21 protein-coding genes are annotated in these 21,059 nt (G+C 62.2%); 11 read left to right on the top strand and 10 right to left on the bottom strand.

From position 1 onward, the window contains the following. Positions 1–1,018 precede the first annotated feature (1,018 nt). From K4G67_RS02100 to K4G67_RS02130, 7 genes are read right to left on the bottom strand one after another with little or no spacing between them, the layout of a single operon-like run. Positions 1,019–1,642, bottom strand: coding sequence for a DUF305 domain-containing protein (locus K4G67_RS02100; RefSeq protein ID WP_239804763.1), 624 nt, complete (start codon positions 1,640–1,642; stop codon positions 1,019–1,021). Beyond that, positions 1,643–2,059, bottom strand: coding sequence for a potassium channel family protein (locus K4G67_RS02105; protein WP_221424225.1), 417 nt, complete (start codon positions 2,057–2,059; stop codon positions 1,643–1,645). After that, positions 2,056–4,422 carry a heavy metal translocating P-type ATPase gene (locus tag K4G67_RS02110; RefSeq protein ID WP_221424224.1) on the bottom strand — a complete coding sequence of 789 codons (2,367 nt, stop codon included), beginning with the start codon at positions 4,420–4,422 and terminating at the stop codon, positions 2,056–2,058. The genes K4G67_RS02105 and K4G67_RS02110 overlap by 4 nt, the downstream gene beginning before the upstream one ends. A gap of 40 nt (positions 4,423–4,462) precedes the next feature. Then, positions 4,463–4,927, bottom strand: a complete 465-nt coding sequence (locus tag K4G67_RS02115) for a DUF411 domain-containing protein (protein WP_239804764.1) — start codon at positions 4,925–4,927, stop codon at positions 4,463–4,465. Continuing rightward, complete coding sequence (locus K4G67_RS02120; protein ID WP_221424223.1) at positions 4,927–5,298, bottom strand: hypothetical protein; 372 nt, start codon at positions 5,296–5,298, stop codon at positions 4,927–4,929. Before K4G67_RS02120 ends, K4G67_RS02115 begins: the two co-directional genes overlap by 1 nt. Positions 5,299–5,309: 11 nt before the next feature. Continuing rightward, positions 5,310–5,936 carry a DUF2231 domain-containing protein gene (locus K4G67_RS02125; protein ID WP_239804765.1) on the bottom strand — a complete coding sequence of 209 codons (627 nt, stop codon included), beginning with the start codon at positions 5,934–5,936 and terminating at the stop codon, positions 5,310–5,312. Continuing rightward, positions 5,933–6,208, bottom strand: coding sequence for a metal-sensitive transcriptional regulator (locus K4G67_RS02130; RefSeq protein WP_221556736.1), 276 nt, complete (start codon positions 6,206–6,208; stop codon positions 5,933–5,935). The genes K4G67_RS02125 and K4G67_RS02130 overlap by 4 nt, the downstream gene beginning before the upstream one ends. Before the next feature lie 94 nt (positions 6,209–6,302). Between K4G67_RS02130 and K4G67_RS02135 the strand changes: the two genes are divergently transcribed. After that, on the top strand, positions 6,303–8,123 hold the full coding sequence (locus K4G67_RS02135; RefSeq protein WP_239804766.1) for a copper resistance system multicopper oxidase: 1,821 nt from the start codon (positions 6,303–6,305) through the stop codon (positions 8,121–8,123). After that, entirely contained in the window at positions 8,123–9,328 is a 1,206-nt protein-coding gene (locus K4G67_RS02140; RefSeq protein ID WP_239804767.1) for a copper resistance protein B, read from the top strand. Before K4G67_RS02135 ends, K4G67_RS02140 begins: the two co-directional genes overlap by 1 nt. 138 nt (positions 9,329–9,466) lie before the next feature. Here K4G67_RS02140 and K4G67_RS02145 read toward each other — a convergent pair whose 3' ends face one another. Further along, positions 9,467–9,736 (bottom strand): copper-binding protein, encoded by a 270-nt coding sequence (locus tag K4G67_RS02145; protein WP_239804768.1) that lies wholly within the window; start codon positions 9,734–9,736, stop codon positions 9,467–9,469. Here K4G67_RS02145 and K4G67_RS02150 point away from each other — a divergent pair. The 6 genes from K4G67_RS02150 (at position 9,735) to K4G67_RS02175 (ending at position 18,324) form a co-directional block, all read left to right on the top strand. Continuing rightward, complete coding sequence (locus tag K4G67_RS02150; protein WP_239804769.1) at positions 9,735–10,109, top strand: DUF3703 domain-containing protein; 375 nt, start codon at positions 9,735–9,737, stop codon at positions 10,107–10,109. The genes K4G67_RS02145 and K4G67_RS02150 overlap by 2 nt on opposite strands. Positions 10,110–10,212: 103 nt before the next feature. Beyond that, positions 10,213–10,551: a hypothetical protein gene (locus K4G67_RS02155; protein ID WP_239804770.1), complete on the top strand. Its 339-nt coding sequence runs from the start codon at positions 10,213–10,215 to the stop codon at positions 10,549–10,551. A 65-nt stretch (positions 10,552–10,616) separates the two neighbouring features. After that, a complete protein-coding gene (locus K4G67_RS02160) occupies positions 10,617–11,870 on the top strand; it encodes a TolC family protein (protein ID WP_239804771.1) in 1,254 nt (417 codons plus the stop codon). Between the two features lie 11 nt (positions 11,871–11,881). Further along, a complete protein-coding gene (locus K4G67_RS02165) occupies positions 11,882–13,027 on the top strand; it encodes an efflux RND transporter periplasmic adaptor subunit (protein ID WP_239804772.1) in 1,146 nt (381 codons plus the stop codon). 58 nt (positions 13,028–13,085) lie between these two features. Continuing rightward, entirely contained in the window at positions 13,086–16,352 is a 3,267-nt protein-coding gene (locus tag K4G67_RS02170) for an efflux RND transporter permease subunit (RefSeq protein ID WP_239804773.1), read from the top strand. A gap of 4 nt (positions 16,353–16,356) precedes the next feature. Further along, entirely contained in the window at positions 16,357–18,324 is a 1,968-nt protein-coding gene (locus K4G67_RS02175; RefSeq protein ID WP_239804774.1) for a heavy metal translocating P-type ATPase, read from the top strand. Positions 18,325–18,613: 289 nt separating this feature from the next. On the opposite strand, the gene K4G67_RS02180 is transcribed toward K4G67_RS02175, so the two are convergent. Both K4G67_RS02180 and K4G67_RS02185 read right to left on the bottom strand, forming a co-directional pair. Continuing rightward, positions 18,614–18,829: a helix-turn-helix transcriptional regulator gene (locus tag K4G67_RS02180; RefSeq protein ID WP_221424214.1), complete on the bottom strand. Its 216-nt coding sequence runs from the start codon at positions 18,827–18,829 to the stop codon at positions 18,614–18,616. Beyond that, positions 18,822–19,313: a hypothetical protein gene (locus K4G67_RS02185; RefSeq protein WP_239804775.1), complete on the bottom strand. Its 492-nt coding sequence runs from the start codon at positions 19,311–19,313 to the stop codon at positions 18,822–18,824. The genes K4G67_RS02180 and K4G67_RS02185 overlap by 8 nt, the downstream gene beginning before the upstream one ends. 346 nt (positions 19,314–19,659) lie before the next feature. Here K4G67_RS02185 and K4G67_RS02190 point away from each other — a divergent pair, with 346 nt between their 5' ends. The 3 genes from K4G67_RS02190 to K4G67_RS02200 all read left to right on the top strand — a co-directional run bounded on the left by K4G67_RS02190 (position 19,660) and on the right by K4G67_RS02200 (position 21,045). Beyond that, positions 19,660–20,244 (top strand): lytic transglycosylase domain-containing protein, encoded by a 585-nt coding sequence (locus K4G67_RS02190; protein ID WP_089217359.1) that lies wholly within the window; start codon positions 19,660–19,662, stop codon positions 20,242–20,244. A 64-nt stretch (positions 20,245–20,308) separates the two neighbouring features. Further along, entirely contained in the window at positions 20,309–20,860 is a 552-nt protein-coding gene (locus tag K4G67_RS02195; RefSeq protein ID WP_239804776.1) for a thermonuclease family protein, read from the top strand. Beyond that, entirely contained in the window at positions 20,851–21,045 is a 195-nt protein-coding gene (locus K4G67_RS02200) for a DUF6961 family protein (protein ID WP_141457939.1), read from the top strand. Before K4G67_RS02195 ends, K4G67_RS02200 begins: the two co-directional genes overlap by 10 nt. The last annotated feature ends 14 nt before the right edge of the window (positions 21,046–21,059 follow it).

Raw genomic sequence — 21,059 nt, forward strand, 5'->3', positions numbered from 1 at the left:
GGCGTGCGCCTTGATCAATCAGGCACCGCCACATCGCCGTCCGAACAACACGAAGCGGTAGCCTCATGAATAGGACGGGCTAACCAGCTTACCGGAGCATCATTCAGAGTCCTAGCGATCCGTGGCATCGAGAATGACGCGGATCGCTTAATCTGGCCGATCCCACATAGGGGAGTGTCCGCTGCGCTCGAACCAGTGCATTGTCGCTGCCGGGTAGGCAGCTTTCGCGCGGCTGGCCTGCTGCGGCAGACACAGGCGATCCTTGTGACCCGGCCGACGACCACCCGGGTCGACCGGGTCGCAGGGCCTTCCTGCATCTGGCCAGGGGCAAGGTCCTTCACCAACGAGTCGAACGTAGGCGTATCGGCAAACGACTGCAGTTCATTCAAGACGAAACCGGGATCGAGCGCCGAAGGTCTTGCGGAAAGCTGCAGCATTAATCCAGTCCGGCCGGTGACATTTCACGTGAGGGCGGGAAGCGCCGGTCGCAAAGCCCGTACCAGTGCAATCGATGCCGTTATGGTGGTCCGGAAGAACGTCCGCTCCCACCCTTGCCAGCTCGTCCGCCATCAGCCGTCGCTGTCCGACCGCTCCAGCAGCGACTTCTTCAACGGAATAGGCCCCATTCCTGACGTCCAGAAAGTTGTCTTGGATTTTTATGCGGGCCGGGCAGGGAACCTCAACGGCGAGCGGGTCCAAAGTCCTGTTACAGGTCAATTATTTGTAAGAACATTGCGGTATTTTTTGGGCATCAAATTCGAACTAGTTTTCTACATTTTATCAGATAGATAGGAATTCGGCCGACTCCAAAAAGCCCTCAAAAGGCCCTCAAAAGCCGTCTAATGCATTGGTTCGATACCTTTTTCAGGACTTAGATTTCGCCATTTTCTAGCTTTGGCATCGTCGATGGGGGTTCGCAAAAACGATCCGCAAACCCTCTCCGCAGAGCCATCCGAGCACGTTTTTATCCCGCAAATTCACATTTCCGTGAATTGCGGGATAAATCCGCCGGGAGCCTCTATTCGCCCATCGTAACCTCGTCGCGCACCTCCGGGCTGATAGGACGCTCGACCGCCTGTTCGGCTTCCTGCAATAGCTCTGGTGTGAGATCGGTCGTCCGCGCGGGGAGTGGCTCACCGTCGCCCATCTCACCGTTCCGTTCGATATCTTCGATCAGCAACTTCATCTCTGCAATCTCTTTGACCTGAGCCTCGATAATCGAGTCCGCCAGCTTGCGAACACGTGGATCGGTGATCTCAGCCCGCGCACTCGTCATGATTGCGATCGAATGGTGAGGGATCATGGCCGACATGTATTCTTCGTCGTTGACGGTCGCCTGGCTGCGGACCAGCCAAAGTGCAACGGCAAAGACCAGCGCGCCTACGCCCAGGATGATGAAGTTCTTGGTCTTGTCCTTGTACATGCCCCACATGAAGAGGAGCATGACGATCATCATCATGCCGCCCATGACGAACGTCATCCAGAAGCGCGTCTCGCTCCAGAACGCGTGATCGAGCTCGTACGTATTTAGATACATCAGGCCGAACATGATCGCGGTCGAAGTCGCCACCATCGCCATGAAGCGCCAGTAGTTGCCTCCACCACCATGCTCTTGGTGATCCGCGTTCTGGTTGTCGGCCATTCAATCCTCCTGTTGGCTCATCGTCTTGTATACGTACTGGGCTGTGCAGCTGATCAGGATGAAGCCCGTTAGCGACGCGATGCCCGCAATCACCCTAAGGTGATCGGTTGGATAGATGTCGCCCAGGCCCACTGTCGTCACGGTGATCAGGGCGAAGTAATAGTAATCCATGCGCGACATGGCCGGTTCCTTGGCGAACCCGCCAAGACCGAGCGAGGTGGCCCATGCAAAACCGGCCGCGAAAACAACGGCTACCATCATGTGGCTGATGAGAACGAGCAATGATCCGCCCGTCAGCCGCAAACCGGTCGGCGCAAGCCCCGGCGGTGAAAGCTTCTTCGCAAGTCTCAGCATGGCCAGGTGCAAGATCAGTGACGCAATAAAGAGTGAAATCCCGATTGCCGTTGCCGGGATCATGGCCGACCTTCGCTCAAGGTTGGAAGTTTGAGCCCACGAAGACGCAGGGCATTGGCGATGACCGACACCGACGAGAGGCTCATGGCCGCGGCAGCGATCATCGGATTGAGAAGAAGGCCAAAGGCGGGAAACAGCACGCCCGCCGCCACCGGTATGCCGAGCGCATTGTAACCGAACGCGAATACGAGGTTTTGGCGAATATTGCGCATGGTGGCGCGCGACAGCACGATAGCCTGGAGCGCACCGGTCAGGTCGCCGCGGACCAGCGTGACACCGGCGCTTTCGATTGCGACATCGGTGCCGGTTCCCATTGCAATGCCGACATCCGCAGCCGCCAGCGCTGGCGCGTCGTTGATGCCGTCCCCTGCCATTGCGACACGCTTACCGGAGGCCTTGAGCGCCTCGACCTTGCGATGCTTGTCCTCGGGCGAGACGTTTGCCTCGACCTCATCGATGCCGAGTTGGCGGGCCACGGCTTCGGCGGTGGCGCGGCTATCGCCGGTCAGCATGACCACTTCGATCCCGCGCTCGTGCAGCGCCCGAATGGCCGCAGCGCTGGTCGGCTTGATCGGATCGGCGACCGCGATCAGCCCTGCCGGTGCGCCATCGATGGCCACGAACATCACGGTCTGGCCTTGAGAGCGTCCGGCTTCTCCGGACGCGAGCCATTCCGCATCATCGATACCGAGCCGCCGCATCAGTTTCTCGTTGCCAATGGCGACCTTGCGCGGGCCTACGCGCGCCTCGACACCCTCGCCGGTAGTCGACGACAAATCAGACGCTGCCTCGAACGCCACGCCTCGCGCCTTGGCGCCTTCAACTATTGCATGGGCGAGCGGATGCTCGCTCCCCGCTTCGACCGCGGCGACGGCGGAAAGGAACCCGGCCTCGTCCAGGCCCACTCGGGGAGTGACGGCGACGAGATCAGGCTTCCCCATGGTGAGAGTGCCCGTCTTGTCGACTACCAGCGTGTCGATCTTTTCGAGCGTCTCAAGTGCCTCGGCGTTGCGAATGAGGATGCCGTGCTGGGCGCCCTTGCCGGTCCCGGTCATGATCGACATCGGCGTTGCGAGGCCGAGCGCGCATGGGCAGGCAATGATGAGAACGGCGATCGCGTTGACCAGCGCATAGGCAAGCGCGGGGAATGGCCCCCAGACCGCCCAGACGATAAAGGTAACGACCGCGATCACGACCACCGAAGGCACGAACCAGGCCGCGACCTGATCGGCCAGACGCTGAATCGGTGCGCGGCTGCGCTGAGCTTCGGCGACCATCTGGACGATCTTGGACAGCATCGTGTCCTTGCCAACCGCGCCCGCTCGCATAACGAAGCCGCCCGTCTGGTTTACCGTTCCGCCGATAACCTGGTCGCCGGCCTTCTTGGACACGGGCAATGGCTCACCGCTGATCATTGACTCGTCGATCGCGCTCGCACCTTCGGTCACTTCGCCATCGACCGGCACCTTGTCACCGGGGCGGACGCGGAGCAGGTCACCGCTTGCCAATTGGTCGAGCGACACTTCGCGCTCACCTCCGCTGCCGAAGATCTTGAGCGCGGTCGGCGGCGCAAGTTCGAGCAGTGCACGCAGCGCGCTCGAGGTAGAGCCCCGCGCCCTGAGTTCGAGCACCTGGCCCAGCAGCACCAGAGTCGTAATGACAGCCGCCGCCTCGTAATAGACGCCGACTCGGCCTGAGTGATCGCGGAACGCGGGTGGGAATATGCCGGGCAGGAGCGTCGCGATGAGACTGAACAGAAACGCGATCGCCACGCCGAAGCCGATCAGCGTAAACATGTTGAGGTTGCGGGTCCTGAGCGACTGCCACGCCCGCACGAAAAACGGCCACCCGCCCCACAGAACCACTGGTGTGGCGAGCGCCAGCTGCGCCCATTGCGCGCGTGCCGGTTCGATCAGCCGGTCGAAGCTGATCCAGGGCACCATGTCGCTCATCGCATAAACGAACAACGGCATGGTGAAGAGCGCGCTGACCCAGAACCGGCGCGTCATGTCGACGAGTTCGGGATCGGGTCCATCCTCGAGGCTGACCGTCTCAGGCTCCAGAGCCATTCCGCAGATGGGGCAGCTTCCCGGTCCTACCTGCCGGATCTCGGGATGCATGGGACAGGTGTAAATCGTCCCTTCCGGAACGTCCTCGACCTGCTTGAGATGCGCTCCGGATAGATAATGTTCCGGATCGCTGACGAACTTGTCCTTGCACCGCACCGAACAGAAGTAGTGCGTCGCGCCGTCGTGCTCGGCGATATGCGTAGCACCCTCGATCGTCACGCTCATGCCGCAGACCGGGTCGATGGCGGTAGCTTCACCTTGGCCTTTGCCTGCGTGGTGGGTGTCGCAACAGCTCATAGATTGGCTCCTCTGCTTCGCAGGTACGTATGACTGAAAATCAGGGATAGGACGCGAACACCTCGCGGCGACCGTTGCCGAACGCTATGACCTGATAGGGTTGCACTTTGCCCCCCGCTTCCATGCCGGGCGACCCGAGCGGCATACCGGCGACCGCGAGCCCTTCGACCCAGTCGGGTCTTTCCGCGAGCAGACGCTCGACTTCGGCGGCGGGTACGTGGCCCTCGATGACGTAGCGATCCGCGATCATGGTATGACACGAACGAAGGTCATCGGGCACGCCGTTCTGCGTCTTTACAGACGCCATGTCGGGGTGATCGAATGTGGCGACTTCATGCCGGTCGCGCTGCCGCATGTGCGTGGCCCAGGCTTCGCAGCATCCGCAGCTGGGATCGCGATACATGGTGAAGCTGGCTGCCTGCGCCGCGCCCGTACAGGCTGCGAGCAACATCGTGCCAAGTATGGGGAGAAGCGGGCGACGGGTCAGATTTCTGTGTTGGCTCATCAGTTGTGTCCCATTGCTTTCATTTCTTCGTCGGACATGGTGGACATGTCGTGGTCGGCATGCGGATCAGCGGCTGCAGTCGGCGTGGGAGTTGCGACGGGTGCCGGCGCAGCCTTGCGAGCGGAAGGCGCGGGCGCGCTGGTGGTTGCAGGCTGCGGAACCGATGCGGCGACTGGCGTGTCATCTGTGGGCTCAGCGACCAGTTCGGTGACCGGCTCGGAAGCAACCGGAGCCGGCGTGGCGCTAATTGAATGAGCTGCCGGAGTTTTCTCTTCCACCGGAGCGCCGGCATCACTGCAAGCTGCCAGCGGAAGCAAGAGCGCTGACGCAAGCAACGACTTTCCGGCGAGTGCGTGAGAATTGAATCGCATTGCAGGCTCCTTCAGAGTTTGAGGTGATTGAGGCCGTGAGCGAGTTCGCCGCCCATGTAACCCTGAGCGATCAGCAGCGCTGCAATCGGGAAAAGCATGAGGCGAAAAGCAAGGCGAGACTGCGGATTTTGAAACGCGATCCACGCTGCCACCGAGTTGAGGGCTGCGATCAACATCCCGTTCCACCGGTGAAGCTGCATGACGGTATCACCGCCGAACCACAGTCCGGTATGTATCCATCCGAACAGCGCTGCCACAACAGCTCCCGCAGCGCCGCCGTAGATCATGATCTTCACGGCAGCTTCGCGTTCGGGAGTGCGGCGCGCCATCACGAACAGCTCGGTAAGTGCTGCCATCAGCAAGAGCGCTATGGGAAAGTGGACGGTTGCCGGATGCAGGCTTTTCAAGGCACCAGCGATGCCACCGCGCTCCACCTGCTCGGCATCATGGCCTTGCGTGGTTTCTTCGGTAACTGCGGCGCGACCCATCGCTTCCATATCGTGAGCGGGCTGAGCAGCGACCGCTGTGGTTGCAGCAGGACGTTTCGCCTCCCTGTGCTTCTCGTCGCCATGCGCGAACGCAATCGTCGCAGAGAGAAGAAGAGCCAGGCTGGCCAAAAGGCGCAGAACGAAGTTCACCGCTTGGCCTTCTCGAAAAGGTCAACCAGTTCGCCGAACTTCTGCTTCTGTTCATCTGCGTCACCACTGGCGATCGCTTCAGCCACGCAGCAAGCCGCATGGCGCTTTAAGATTTCGCTCTCGGCGCGGCCGAGAGCAGCCTTGATCGCCTGGACCTGGTTCAGGACGTCGATGCAGTAACGATCATCCTCGATCATCTGCGCCACGCCGCGCACCTGTCCCTCGATCCTGCGAAGACGATTTACGATACGGGAACCATCGGTTGCTGACACGTTTAACGCTCCATCTGCGGGGAATACCCTGCGGGGTATCTTGCAATACTCTTGGGGGGTATATATGACAAGGGCAGAAGGAGTTGCAAGACCTATGTCTCAATTGCTGGTTTCCCGTCGAAGACTGATTGGAGCAGGAGCGCTTGGCGCAGGTGCACTGGCCTTGCCCGCCTGGGCACGCGGTGCCGATCTGCACGGCGGTGGATCGATCCGCCCTGGCTTCGACGCGGTGTCAGGCCGCGACATTGCCCTGACAATCGGCGAAGGCCCGCGCGTCGTGCAGGGCCGCCGCGGACACGCGGTTGCCGTGAACGGTAGCGTGCCGGGCCCGCTGGTGCGCCTGCGCGAGGGCGACCCGGTCCGCATCGCCGTTACCAATACGCTCGACGAGGACAGCTCGATCCACTGGCACGGACTGCTGCTGCCGTTCCAGTTCGACGGCGTTCCCGGTGTCAGCTTCCCCGGAATCAGGCCAGGCGAAACCTTCGTCTACGACATCCCTGCGCTGCGACAGAGTGGCACGTATTGGTGGCACAGCCATTCGGGACTGCAGGAACAGGCCGGACATTACGGCCCGATCGTGGTCGAACCCGCCGGGGCGGACCCCGTGCAAGCGGACCGCGACTATGTTCTACTCCTGAGCGACTTTACGCCTCTTCACCCCCATACGATCATAGACAAGCTGAAGAAGGGCGAAGGCTACTTCAATTACCAGCAGAACACCTGGACCGACGACTATCCGATTTCGGGCGATGACCGGCGGATGTGGGCGCGCATGCGCATGATGGCGACCGACATTCTGGACGTGACGGGATCGACCTACACCTACCTCGCCAACGGGCGCGGACCGCAAGAAGGTCTCGAGTTCCTGTTCAACCCTGGCGAGCGGGTACGGCTGCGCGTCATCAACGGCAGCGCGATGACCTTCTTCAACGTCCGCATTCCCGGGGTGAAGTTCTGGGTGGTCGGTGCCGACGGCCAGAACGTGCGCCCGGTCGAGGTCGAGGAGTTCCAGATCGGCACGGCGGAGACTTACGACGTCATCATCGAGCCAACCGGCGAAGCCCGCACGATCGTCGCTGAGAGCATGGATCGATCGGGTATGGCCGTCGCGACCCTGGCCTCCCGCCCTGGCGCGCGGGCAAGTGTACCACCCTTACGCGACCCGCCGCTCTTGACCATGGCGGACATGGGTATGAACCACGGGTCGGGCGGAATGGATCATGGCGGTGGCGACATGGCCGGAATGGACCATTCGGCCATGGGCCATGACATGCCATCACAAGGTGCAACTGCCGAGCCGATGTCGGGAAGGGATATGAGCGGCATGAACATGCGCGACACGTCCCTGCTGCCGCCCAGTGTGAAGGTCGGCCCCGGCATCGACATGGTGTCGATGAACCCGGTCGATCGCATGGGCGATCCGGGCCTCGGCCTGGACAACGTTCCCCACAAGGTTCTCACCTACAAGGATCTTGTGGCGCTCGAGCCGAACGACGATCTGCGCCGCCCGACACGTCAGATGGAGATCCATCTGACCGGCAACATGGAGCGCTACATGTGGTCGTTCGACGGCAAGAAGTTTACCGCCGTCAGCGACGACCCCATCCGCTTCGCCTATAACGAACGTGCCCGTGTGAAGCTCGTCAACGATACGATGATGGCCCATCCGATCCATCTGCACGGCCATTTCTTCGAACTGGTCAACGGCGCGCCTGCCGACCGGCAGCCGCAGAAGCACACGGTGATCGTGCAGCCCGGCGGCAGCGCCACCTTCGACCTCACCGCCGACGAACAGGGCGATTGGGCCTTTCACTGCCACCTGCTCTACCACATGCATTCGGGCATGTTCCAGATCGTGACCGTCGCCAAGCCGCCTTCGGCGCCCGATGTGAAACGGGTGGGAGAAGACTGATGCGCCTGATCGTCACCATGCTCCTCGCGAGCGCCGCAACCCCCGCAATCGCACAGGACCATTCGGGTCACGCGATGCCTAGCGCGCAATCGCCAGCCCAGACCGAATGCGAGAAGGAAGCCGCACGCCATCGCGCCATGGGCCACCCGGTGCCTGAAGGAGCTTGTGAGCCTGCGCCGCCACCGGGAGAACCAGTCTCCGCCGATCGGCACGAGGGCCATTCTGGCATCGATCATTCGCAGATGGACCACGCTCAAATGGAAGGAATGGACCATTCTGCCATGGACCATTCGGCGATGGATCATAGCGAGATGCCGAAGATGGAACATTCCAATATGGAAAGCATGGACCACGCGGCGATGGGCCATGAAAGGATGCAATCGCCCGGCCAAGCGCCGATGGACCATCAGACGATGGACCACGGAGCCATGGACCATGGCACTATGGACATGACCCCCATCCCACAAGGGCCGCCTCCGGCTGCGGCGGGATCGGGACCGGCCCGCGCCGCCGATGCGATCTGGGGCGCCGAAGCGATGGGCGCCTCGCGCGATGCTCTGCGCGCCGAGAACGGAGGGATGAACGTGTTCTGGTTCCAGGGCGACCGCGCCGAATATCGCGCAAGAGAAGGCGGCGATGGATACCTATGGGATGTACAGGGCTATTTCGGCGGCGACCTCGACAAGTTCTGGTTTAAGAGCGAGGGCGAAGGCACCTTCGGCGAGAGCCCCGAATCCGCTGAGATACAGGGACTTTGGAGCCACGCGATCGGCCCATGGTGGGACCTGCAAGCCGGCGTACGGCAGGATCTGACGGGCCCCGAACGGACCCACGCCGTCCTCGGCGTGCAGGGTCTGGCGCCCTATATGTTCGAGGTCGATGCGGCCGCTTTCCTGTCGACCAAGGGCGATCTGACGGCACGTGTCGAAGCCGAACTGGACCAGCGCATAACGCAGCGCCTTATCCTGCAACCGCGCGCTGAGGTGAACCTGTCCGCGCAGGACATTCCCGAACTGGGTGTCGGAGCCGGTCTCGATTCGGTCGAATTGGGGCTGCGGCTGCGCTACGAATTCGCCCGTGAATTCGCTCCCTATGTCGGAATCGAACAGGAGTGGAAAGTTGGCCAAAGCGCGGATTATACTCGCCTAGCGGGCGAAGATCCGAGCGTGACCAACTATGTGGTTGGGGTCCGGTTCTGGTTTTGATGTCCCGATGACCGGGTTGGCTCAGAATAGCCCCCCGTTATGCCAACCGACAACGGCCCCAACGTCAACCGGTTCAAGTCTGAGACGACTGATCGCGAAGATGGTGCCAAAGTAAGGGACGCCCCTTTTTGCACATGCTTATCTCTTCTCGATCGAAGTAATCTCGCTCCCTGCATCCGACATGCGAAAGCCGAAGGCGACTTCGTCGCCCACCTTGACCTTCATCCGCTCACTTTCATCAGCCTCGAACGCCATGGTCATGACAGGCCAGTCGACCGCTTCGACCGGGCCGTGATCAATTGTGATCGTTCCGGCCTCATCGTCGATAGCTGTCACGGTGCCTTGCGCATTGGCCGTTTGTCCCATGGCATCGAAGTATTCGCACAGGCACGCCGGGAACTGGCCCATGAATAGCAATACCATTATCAGCAGGGATAAATTCCTCGCAGAAGAATACCGACGCGCAGCGAAGGCTTCGGACGAGCAGAATTTCGAGGAAGCCTGGCACCATCTCGAGCGGGCCCACGTGGTTGCCCAAAATCGCTTGGGACCGCACTGCGTCTCGCATTGGCGTATGCTGGAGCTTGCGTGGAGGACGCGTGATTTGCGCGAACTTGTCGGTCAGATATTCCGGCTTTTCCTTGCCCCCATAGGCAACATCACCGGAAGACTTCCAACCGGAAACAGTGGTCGTTCGAACGTAAGTGCATTCGCCCGGATGGAAATAGAGCCGGAGATCAGACGTGTGCTAGGTCTACCAACAAATCGAAATGATGGGTGAAAAAGACACGCGCCAGAGAGGACTACCGCTTTGTGATGACATCACATTTCCTCGTTCAAAATAATTCTTCCGTAGTGGAGTTCGCGCTGGTATCGGACACGCGATGACCCGGCTCTTCGCCCGCTCCTTCTTGCTGCAGCTGATCACGCTGTGCACTGCATTCGGTGTCCTGTGGGCTCCGGTGGCGGAAGCGGCCGAATGCGCGGGAGAGCCTCCGGTAGCATCCCAACTCGAGCAGCACGACGAGCCCAGCGATGATGACCGTGGCCCGGAGAAGCACGGCGCATGTGCGCATGGCCATTGCCATCATGCTTCGCAGGCCGTCGGGCGGTCGCCTGACGCCTTTGCCTTGGGCTCGGTCATGAGCGGCCTGCGCGCTGGCGACCAGCCCTCGTTCGCGTCCAATCTGACCGAACTGGCAACGCCTCCTCCTCGCGCCTGACGTTCGCCGCGCGTCGGACCTGTTTTCCGACGCCGAACTGAACGTCAGCAGAGGAATACCCATCCATGTTCGCCATATCGTGGCGAGCAGCCCCCGTCTGGGGGCTGATACTCGCCCTGTCCACGGGACCTGCCAGCGCGCAGGACCCGCGTGTCGTCACGCTCGACGACGCCCTTGAGCTCAGCGGGGTCGCCGCTGAGGCCGACACCGCCATCACCAACCCCCGCCTCGTGGGGCCCCGCGCTGAAACCGACACGGCGGTCGCGCTTATCGATCAGGCTCGTCTGAGCCCGAACCCCGAAATCTCGTTCGACGTCGAGAACGTCGCCGGCAGCGGCGCATTCTCGGGCCTCCAGTCTACCGAATATACGCTCTCCGTCGGCCAGCGTCTCGAACTCGGCGGCAAGCGATCCACGCGGATCGGGGCGGCCGAAGCCCAGGCCGAACTGGCATTTCTCAGGGCCGACCTTACCACGATCGAACTGGGACAGCTGGTGCGCGAACGATATCTCGCAGCTGCTGCAGCGGCTGCTCGGGTCGAACTTGCCGAAGATGTCGTGGCGCGTAACGAGGAACTGGCTCGCATTGCTGGTGTCCTTGTTGAGGTCGGCCGTGAACCGCCTTTGCGCGCATTGAGGGCGGATGCGGCCCTTGCCGAAGCGCGCGCTAGCCTGGTTGAGGCAGAGGCGGAGAGCCTGGCGGCTCGGACTGCGCTTGCCGCTTTGTGGGCCGGCGATGAAGCGCCTCTCGTTCCGGCGCAATTTCCGGATATCCTTCCGCCCGCATCGCTTATGTCCGAGGCGCAGGAAAGCCTCACCTATAGGGTTGCGCGTGCCGAGAGCACGGCTGCTGCGGCGGAAGTCGAGCGGCAGCGAAGTTTGCGTATTCCCGATCCGACAGTCTCTGCGGGAGTGCGGCGCTTCGGGGAAAGCGGCGACAATGCCTTCCTCGTCGGCGTATCGATCCCCCTTCCTTTTCGCGACCGGAACTCGGGTAACATCGCCGCTGCCGAGGCTCGGTTGCGTGCAGCGAACGCTCGCGAGGCTGTAGTTCGCGCGGATTACGAGCAGGCGGTCGCCACGGCCCGGGCAAGGTATCTTGGTGCGGAAGCGCGCGTCGAAACCCTGTCGCAGACATCGCTCCCGCAGGCGGAGGAGGCATTGCGCCTCGTTCGCATCGGATATCGCAACGGACGTTTTCCCCTGATCGAAGTTCTCGCGGCCGCAGAGGCACGTGACACGATCCGCGAGGCGCTCATCGCCGCCCGCGAGCAGAGGGGCCTGGCCGCAGCCGAACTGATCGGGCTGGCCGCACAATGAAAGATACATCAATGACACGCAAAAAGCTGGCGATCCTCATCGGTATCGTGTTCGCGGTTGGCGCTATGGCGCTGATATTCTGGCCAACATCCGAGGTCGACGAGCATACACAGGAGGAAACGGCGGCCGAGACACCCGAAGGGGTGATCACCCTTAGCGAAGAGCAGATCAGCGAGGCCGGGATAGAGCTGGCCACCGTCCGGTCTGGAGCCGCTGTCGAGCTTGTCTTTCCGGCGACTGTCGCGGCGAACCCCACTTCCACCGCCCGCATCGACGCCCGCGCTTCGGGTGTCGTCCGCTCGGTGGGCAAGACGCTGGGCGACTACGTTGCAAGCGGCGAGACCGTAGCGCGCATCGAGAGCGCGGATGCCGCCGCGCTTGCCTCGCAACTCAGCGCGGCACGGGCCCGAGTGACCGAGCTGTCCTCCTCCTACGAACGCGAACGGCGTTTGTTCGAGGAGAATGTCACGGCCCGCCAGGATCTGGAAGGCGCGCAGGCCAATCTCAGCGTAGCCCGTTCTGAACTTCAGCGGGCGCAGGCCGCGGTAGCGGCTGCTGGCGTCAGCGGCGACGGGCGTTCGCTGGCAGTCACCTCTCCCCTGGCTGGCAGGATCACCGCGGCACCGATCGTGCTGGGTGCCTTCGTAAATGCCGGCGAGGAACTCTACCGCGTGGTCGACCCCAACGGGCTCCAGATCGAGGTGGCGCTGCCTTCCGCCGAAGCCTCTCGCATCCAACCTGGTGACGAGGCCGTCCTGGTGGTCGGCGACGGTCGGGAAATCGGGGCCCGGGTGCGTTCGGTCACGCCTTCGCTCGATCCGGAGAGCCGCAGTGCGACCGCGGTCCTGTCGTTATCACGCGGCGTGCCGGGGCTTCAGCCGGGTGCCTTCCTTCAGGCACGCATCAGGCCTTCGGGCGAAATCGACCGCGACCGCATCGCGGTGCCGGAAGACGCTGTCCAGGTGGTGGAAGGACGCGACGTGGTCTTCGTCCGGACGAAGACCGGCTTCCAGGCTCGCGACGTGGAGCTCGGGACACGGTCCGCTGGCAACGTGACGATCCTTTCGGGCCTTCAGGAGGGATGGCAGATAGCTGTCGCCAATGCCTTCCTGATCAAGGCCGAACTCGGGAAGGAGGGCGCGACCCATGGTCACTGAGACTCAGAACGAGCCCGCCGTGGATACCCACACCGATACGGCCAGCCATCGCCACGGTTTGATCGGGGCCATCCTCGACATCGCTGTGCGGTTCCGCTGGGCGGTCATCGTCCTCACCGTTTTCGCAGCCATCTACGGCGCCATGAACCTTTTGCGCCTTCCGATCGATGCGGTGCCGGACATCACCAACACGCAGGTGCAGATCAACACCAGCGCGTCTGCGCTCTCTCCCTCGCAGGTGGAGACGCAGGTGACCTTCCCTATCGAGACCGGGCTTGCCGGGATCGAGGGGTTGGAGATGACCCGCTCGATCTCGCGTAACGGCTTCAGCCAGGTCACTGCGATCTTCGAAGAAGGCACCGACATCTACTTCGCACGGCAACAAGTGAACGAACGGCTGGCCCCGATCGGAGCCTCGCTGCCGGAAGGAGCAGAGCCCACGATGGGACCGATCTCGACGGGCCTGGGCGAAGTGCTCATGTATACGATCGAATACGAGTATCCGGGAGGTCGCGATGCGCCGAAGGGTAGTCGGACAGGCTGGCAGTCGGACGGGAGCTTCATCACCGAAAGCGGTGATCGCCTCGACACCGAGGTCGCCAAGGCAGCCTATCTTCGCACGGTGCAGGACTGGGTCGTGGCTCCGCTCATGCGCTCCATTGACGGCGTTGCCGGGGTGGATTCGATCGGCGGCTATGAGAAGCAGTTCCTCGTCCAGCCCGATCCTGCCCGTCTCACCGGCTACGGCCTGTCGTTCGACTCCCTGATCAATGCTTTGGAAGCGGCGAACCTCGCCGAAGGCGCCAACTTTGTCGATCGTGCCGGAGAGGCTTTGCTCGTCCGCGTCGATGCGCGGCTTGGGGGCACACAGGACATCGAACAGGCAGTGGTCGCGACCCGCGAGGGCGTTCCGATCCGGATCGGGGATGTAGCGTCGGTGCGCATCGGCGGCGACCTCAGAACCGGTGCTGCCTCGCTCAATGGCGAGGAAGCGGTGGTTGGCACGGTCCTGATGCGCAGCGGCGAGAACAGCCGCACCGTGGCTGCCGCCTCGGCCGAGCGACTGGAAGAAGTTCGCGCCTCGCTCCCTGCCGGTGTCGTCGCCGAGATCGTCTACAACCGCTCGTCGCTGGTCGATGCGACCATCGCCACAGTCGAGAAGAACCTCGTCGAGGGCGCGCTTCTGGTGATCGCCGTCCTGTTCCTGATGCTCGGCAATATCCGGGCAGCGATCATCGCCGCATTGGTCATTCCGATATCTATGCTGATGGCAGCGGTGGGAATGAACAGGCTTGGTGTCTCGGGCAACCTGATGAGCCTCGTGGCACTGGACTTCGGCCTAATCGTCGATGGCGCAGTTATCATCGTCGAGAACAGCGTCGCGCGGCTCGCCGCCAGGCAGCACCGCGAAGGTCGATTGCTCAGCCTCGGCGAACGGCTGACGGAGACACGGCTGGCTGCCCAGGAGATGATCAAGCCGACCGTCTACGGCCAGGCGATCATCCTCTTGGTCTATGCGCCGCTGCTCACCTTCACGGGGGTCGAGGGCAAGACGTTCTCGCCCATGGCCATCACGGTCATGCTGGCACTCGCCTCCGCCTTCGTGCTGTCGCTGACCTTCGTGCCGGCGATGATCGCGGTGCTTCTCAATCGCAAGCTGACCGAGAAGGAGGTCAAGCCCGTTCGGATGGCGAAGGAACGCTATGGCCCGGCGGTGCGCCGCGCCATCGCACGTCCCTGGCCGGTGATCGGTGCGGGCGCCGGGCTCTTCGCCGTAGCGGCTTTCGTGTTCACCTTCCTCGGCAGCGAGTTCACACCGCAGCTCGATGAACGCGACATCGCTGTGCAGTCGCTGCGGATACCGTCAACCTCGCTCGAGCGATCGCTCGCCATGCAGAGACAGGTGGAGGACAGGCTCGAGACCTTCCCGCAAGTCGAGCTGGTTTTCTCGCGCACCGGCACGGCCGAGGTTGCGAGCGATCCGATGCCGCCGAACGCGTCCGACGCCTACGTGATCCTGAAGCCGCGCGAGGAGTGGCCCGATCCCGACCTGTCGAAGGACGAACTCGTTGCACAGATGGAGGAGTCGCTCAGCGGTCTGGTGGGCAACCTCTACGAGTTCAGCCAACCCATCGAACTGCGCTTCAACGAGCTGATTGCGGGTGTTCGCGGCGACGTGGCGGTCAAGCTCTACGGAGACGACCTTACCGCGCTGACCCGGTCAGCCGGAGAAGTGGCCGGGGTGCTGCGCGGCGTCGAGGGTGCTGCCGACGTCAAGGTCCAGCAGGTCACTGGCTTTCCTACGCTGGACATCGCCTTCGATCGCCCGACGATCGCCCGCTACGGTCTGACCGTGGAGGAGGTCGCCCAATCAGTGGCCATCGCGCTGGGTGGTCGCCCGGCGGGACTGGTATTCGAGGGTGACCGCCGTTTCGATGTCGTCGTGCGGCTCGAGGATGCGACCCGGGACGATTTCGATCAGCTCGGCGCTCTGCCCATAGTCCTCGAAAGCGGGGTCACGGTTCCGCTTCGCACGCTGGCGGATTTCCAGGTGGTCGATGGTCTCGCCGAGGTTCGCCGGGAGCAGGGTCGCCGACTGGTGATCGTGTCGGCGAACGTGCGCGAACGCGACCTCGGGTCGTTCGTCGAGGAGGCCCAGGCAGGCGTCTCCGAAAGCGTCGAACTGCCGGCCGCATCCTTCATCGAATGGGGCGGGCAATACCAGAACCTCCAGGCCGCGCAGGCGAGGCTCGCCCTCGTCGTTCCTGTCTGCTTCGCGCTGGTATTGCTGCTCCTGTTCATGGCGCTCGGCGGATGGGTTCCGGCACTCGCGGTCTTCAGCGCGATCCCGATGGCACTGGCAGGCGGGGTTTTCGCGCTTGCTTTACGGGGGATGCCGTTCTCGGTGTCCGCCGCAGTGGGTTTCATCGCCCTATCGGGCGTCGCGGTATTGAACGGTCTCGTGATGATGACCGCGATACGCCAGCGCCTCGACAAGGGAATGCCTCTCGATGAGGCGATCTCCGATGGCGCACTGGCGAGGCTGCGGCCGGTGCTGATGACAGCGTTGGTGGCCTCGCTCGGCTTCGTGCCTATGGCCCTTGCGAGCGGCACTGGCGCGGAAGTGCAGCGTCCGTTGGCTACGGTCGTGATCGGCGGATTGATCACCGCGACCGCGCTCACGCTCTTCGTCCTTCCCGCCATTGCCCGGCTGGTGCTGCGCGAGAACGATCAAGATGTCGGATGGCGTGAAAAATGGCGAGCGATGCTCCGCCTCAACCTGACTCGCGACGAACGCCGCGAATATTCCACAAGGGAGATCTGAATATATGGCTGAGAATCACGATCACGCGCATGGAACTGCCAAGCTTTTCGGACTCCCCATAGAGCTGGCCTTCGCACTCCTTTCCGGGATCACACTGGCCGTGGGGTTTGCGGTGGAAAAGCTGGTGCCCACCGCGCCGCACTGGTTGCCTCTGGCAGGGTATGTGGCCGCCTACTTTTTCGGCGGACTGTTCACGCTGCGCGAAGCTATCGGGAATGCGCTGGCGCGCCAGTTCAAGATCGATTCGCTTATGCTCGTCGCGGCGGCGGGGGCGGCGATCCTGGGCGAGTTCGCGGAAGGCGCACTGCTGCTGTTCCTGTTCAGCCTGGGTCATGCGCTGGAAAGTTTCGCCATGGGCCGCGCGAAGCGCGCGATCGACGCGCTGGCCGAACTTGCACCCGAACGCGCGACCGTGCTGCGCGACGGATCGCCGGTCGATGTCGCGGTCGAGGAACTTGTCGTCGGCGACGTCGTGCTGGTCCGTCCCAACGAGCGCCTGCCTGCCGATGGTTTCATCATCAAGGGTCAATCTGCCATCAATCAGGCACCCGTGACAGGCGAGAGCATTCCGGTCGACAAACGTCCGGTTGAGGATCGTGCCGCAGCGCGCACGGCTGCCGGCGCCGTCGATGCCGTCTCGCGCGCCTTTGCCGGGACCATCAATGGCAGCGGCGCGCTGGAAATCGAGGTAACGCGTAAATCGAACGAAAGCACGCTCAGCAAGGTTGCCGCGCTGGTGGCTGCAGCGGAAACCGAACGCTCGCCCACCCAGCGTATGACCGACAAGTTCGAACGCATATTTGTTCCTCTCGTGCTACTGCTGGCCGCGCTGTTGCTCTGTGCGCCGCTGGTGATTGACGAGCCTTTCAGCGAGAGTTTCTATCGTGCCATGGCCGTGCTGGTCGCGGCCAGTCCCTGTGCCCTGGCAATCGCCACGCCCAGTGCCGTGCTGTCCGGCGTTGCCCGCGCGGCACGTGGCGGCGTGCTGGTGAAAGGCGGTGCAGCGCTGGAAGATCTCGGCACGCTGAAGGCCATCGCCTTCGACAAGACCGGCACGCTCACCGAAGGTGAGCCGCGGATAACCGATGTGATCCCGGCCCCGGGCATTGATGAACGTGAGTTGCTGCAAGTCGCCGTGGCGGTCGAGGCGCTGAGCGACCATCCGCTGGCGCAAGCGGTCGTTAGGGATGGCAAGGCGCGTCTGGACGCACCAGCGGATCGGAAAGCCGAGGGCCTGGAAAGCCTGACCGGACGCGGCGTGAAAGCCATGCTCGAAGGTAAGACGGCATGGATCGGAAAGGCGGAGATGTTCGGCGCGGATGGGCTCGAACCACTCGGCACACCGTCAGCCGACGCCATAGAGAAGCTGCGCGATGAGGGGCGCACGACGATGGCCGTGCGCTACGGCGGACGCGATCTCGGCGTAATCGGGATGATGGATACGCCGCGCGACGGCGCGCAGGAGACGCTGACGGAACTGCGCAAGCTTGGCATTGAACGGATGCTCATGATCTCGGGCGACCACGCCAAGGTTGCCGAGGCTATCGCCGCCGAGGTGGGGCTGGACGAGGCGCGCGGCGACCTCATGCCCGAAGACAAGGTCGCGACTATCGAGGCGCTCAGCCGGGAAGCAAAGGTCGCCATGGTCGGCGACGGAGTGAATGATGCGCCCGCCATGGCGCGCGCCACAGTCGGCATCGCCATGGGCGCCGCCGGATCCGACGTCGCGCTTGAAACGGCGGACGTCGCTTTGATGGCGGATGATCTGCGCCATCTGCCCTTTGCTGTCGGCCTGTCTCGCAAATCGCGCAGCATCATCCGCCAGAACGTCTATGTCAGCCTGGGCGTGGTCGCTCTGCTGGTTCCCGCGACCATATTCGGCCTTGGGATCGGGCCCGCTGTCGTAATGCATGAAGGATCGACGCTTCTCGTCGTGTTCAATGCGTTGCGACTTCTTCGCTACGATCCATAGTTGAACGTGCGCTCCGGACAGGCCAGCTTCCCCGCAAGCCAGTAGCAAGCAAGCATCGAGCTTAAGACGATTGTGACGTGACGGCGCCTGTTGCGATAACTGCCTGCAACCATGGTGGTCCGGACAGGATCCCTTGCCCTAATCCACGCGAAAACATGGGGTCGGCTTCGATAAGGATTATCCGGGTCTCGACCCGTCTGCGAAGATTCCTGCGCAGGACCCCAAGCCCCGTCCGCTTCTGCAATTCCGAGATTCAGATCCAGATCGTCCATGAATGGACTGTTCGCCTTCATTTCAGCCGCGTCGCTATCCAGGCCTGTACCTCGTCTTCCGCCCATGCGACCGCATAACCACCGAGTTGCACCGGCTTCGGAAACTTGCCTTCACTCATCCAGCGATAGATCGTCGAACGGCCAAGCCCGACGCGGTGCTGCACTTCGGGCAAGCGAATTAGCCGCGTCACCCTGCGAGACTCCGTCGCTCCTTTGTCGATCTCTTCACCCACGATGGCCTCCTTCGGCACCGGCGAAGACATCGCCAAGCAGCGCGTCCTTGCGTTCGAGCTCATCGATGTGATCGGAAAGCAGGCGGGCGACACGGTGCGCCGTACCCTTGGCCCAACGCGGCTTCACGTCATGAACCTGATTGCCGAGGACTCGTTCGAGTGCTGAAGGCAGTTCGCCGGAAAAGTCCTCGAAGAACTGCGCGAGGTCCGATTGCAGCCACGCAATCGCGTGATCGCCGCTACTGACGAGGAACAGCAGCAGGTGCGCATGCGGAGCGACGCCGCACGCCGCGAGAATACGCAAGGCTTCACCGAGGCTGGCCGAGCGTTCGCCGGCAAGGACGCGGCGCAAGGCATCCTTGTGGATCTGCGCGTCGCGTGCGATGTCGCAGCGTGCACGACCGCTGCCTTCGACAGCGGCCAAAAGCAGCCGCGCGAGGTCGGCGCGAACCTGTTGTTCGGCAAAGAGCGTCATGTCGGTCATCGACGAATCCTTATCTCAAGATGTGATCGACTCATCGGCTAACCGCGAAGGAAGCCTGTAGGAAAACGAAAAGAACATTAAGAGAACATAGAGGAAGGAGCGAATCGGCTTCCTTCAGTGATTCGCGCAAATTCCGGCCGCATTTGCGCGTATCACGGCACGCTTCGCTCAGATGCCGCCACAGTCGGCGCTGCTTCGCGATCAGCCTGCGCGAATCCCGGCCAGCGCACCTCCCGATGTCGCTTTTTGCTTGGTCGGCAGCCCCAAAATCCAATTCCCGATTTCCTACAGGCACATGTTCTTTTTATGTTCCATTGTGATTCGAATCAATGGAGCACCACTCGAGATGACCTCTCTCAATTGTCGGACCGCGATAGCGGTCGCCTGCCTGGGGATGATCGCGACCTCCTCTCAGCAAGTCCGCGCCCAGGATTTCACCCTGTTCGAGCACGCGATCGTTCCGCCGAAGACGGACCAGCAGCCGGCTAGACAATATCTTCCTGCAATCTACCCGGCCGGGCCAGCAGACGTATCCTACCGGGAAGGCCTGTATATAGCGGCGATAGCCGAGGCTGAACGCCGTTACGGGCTTCCGACCAACCTGCTTCGTGCTCTTATCTGGGCTGAGTCCCGCTTCAATCCGATGGCTGTGAGTCCAGCTGGTGCTGCCGGGCTGGCTCAGCTTATGCCAGCCACGGCGCGAGAACTGGGCGTCCGGAACCGTCATGACCCTCTTGCATCGATCGACGGTGGCGCCAGGTACCTTCGCGACATGTTGGACCGGTTCGACGCGGTCCACCTGGCCTTGGCTGCTTACAATGCGGGCCCTGGTGCCGTCTCCCGATCACGCGGCATTCCGAAAAATGGTGAAACGCCGCAATATGTCCGGACTGTGTTGGGACGTTGGCAAGCAATTGGTACGTACAATTGACGAAACTACCTGATTTCCGGCTATTGTCTGAAATCATGTGCCGGAATGAAGACGGACAACGCTAGTGAGTGAGACCCCCGGTGAGCCGTTCGACTTTCGCAAGGCGTTGAAGGCACAAAAGCGCCGGAAGCTGAGAAAGGAGATCGCATTGGGTTTGGGAGCATTCGCGATTGTATTTGCTGGAGGGATGCTGGCATTCACCTGGCCAGTCCATGATGCCAATCTTGCTAACGACGATCAGCAGCCGCAGGCTTTATTCCAGCAAGCGAGCTCCCGACAATTCGACATCTGCGGATCGATCCGGCGCACATGCGTCGTGGATGGAGATACTTTCTGGCTTGATGGCGTGAAGATCCGCATTGCCGACATCGACACTCCCGAGATCAGCGAGCCTCGTTGCGACTATGAGTACCAACTCGGCATGCGTGCGACGCACCGCCTTGTCGAGTTGCTGAATGCCGGGCCCTTTGAACTGAGGACCATCGGGAACAGAGATGAGGATCAGTACGGTCGCAAATTGCGGGTTGTTACGCGCGGCGGCCGCTCGCTTGGCGATCAGCTGGTCAGCGAAGGCTTGGCGCGAACCTGGACCGGGAGACGTGAACCATGGTGCTGAACCGCGACCAGGAATTGTGGGCGGTCGCGCTCTGGGTCGAAAAGAACCATGGCAAAGAGGGACCCGCGTATATCGCGCAGCAAATCGAGCGGCTATCCAACGAAGGGGACGAAGCAGGCATAGCAACGTGGAAGACTGTTGCTGAGCGCTTCGATCAGCTTAGCTGCCAAAGCCCTACGAGCTGAGGCTCAGCACGATG

Source organism: Croceicoccus hydrothermalis (assembly GCF_022378335.1).
Taxonomy (GTDB): domain Bacteria; phylum Pseudomonadota; class Alphaproteobacteria; order Sphingomonadales; family Sphingomonadaceae; genus Croceicoccus; species Croceicoccus hydrothermalis.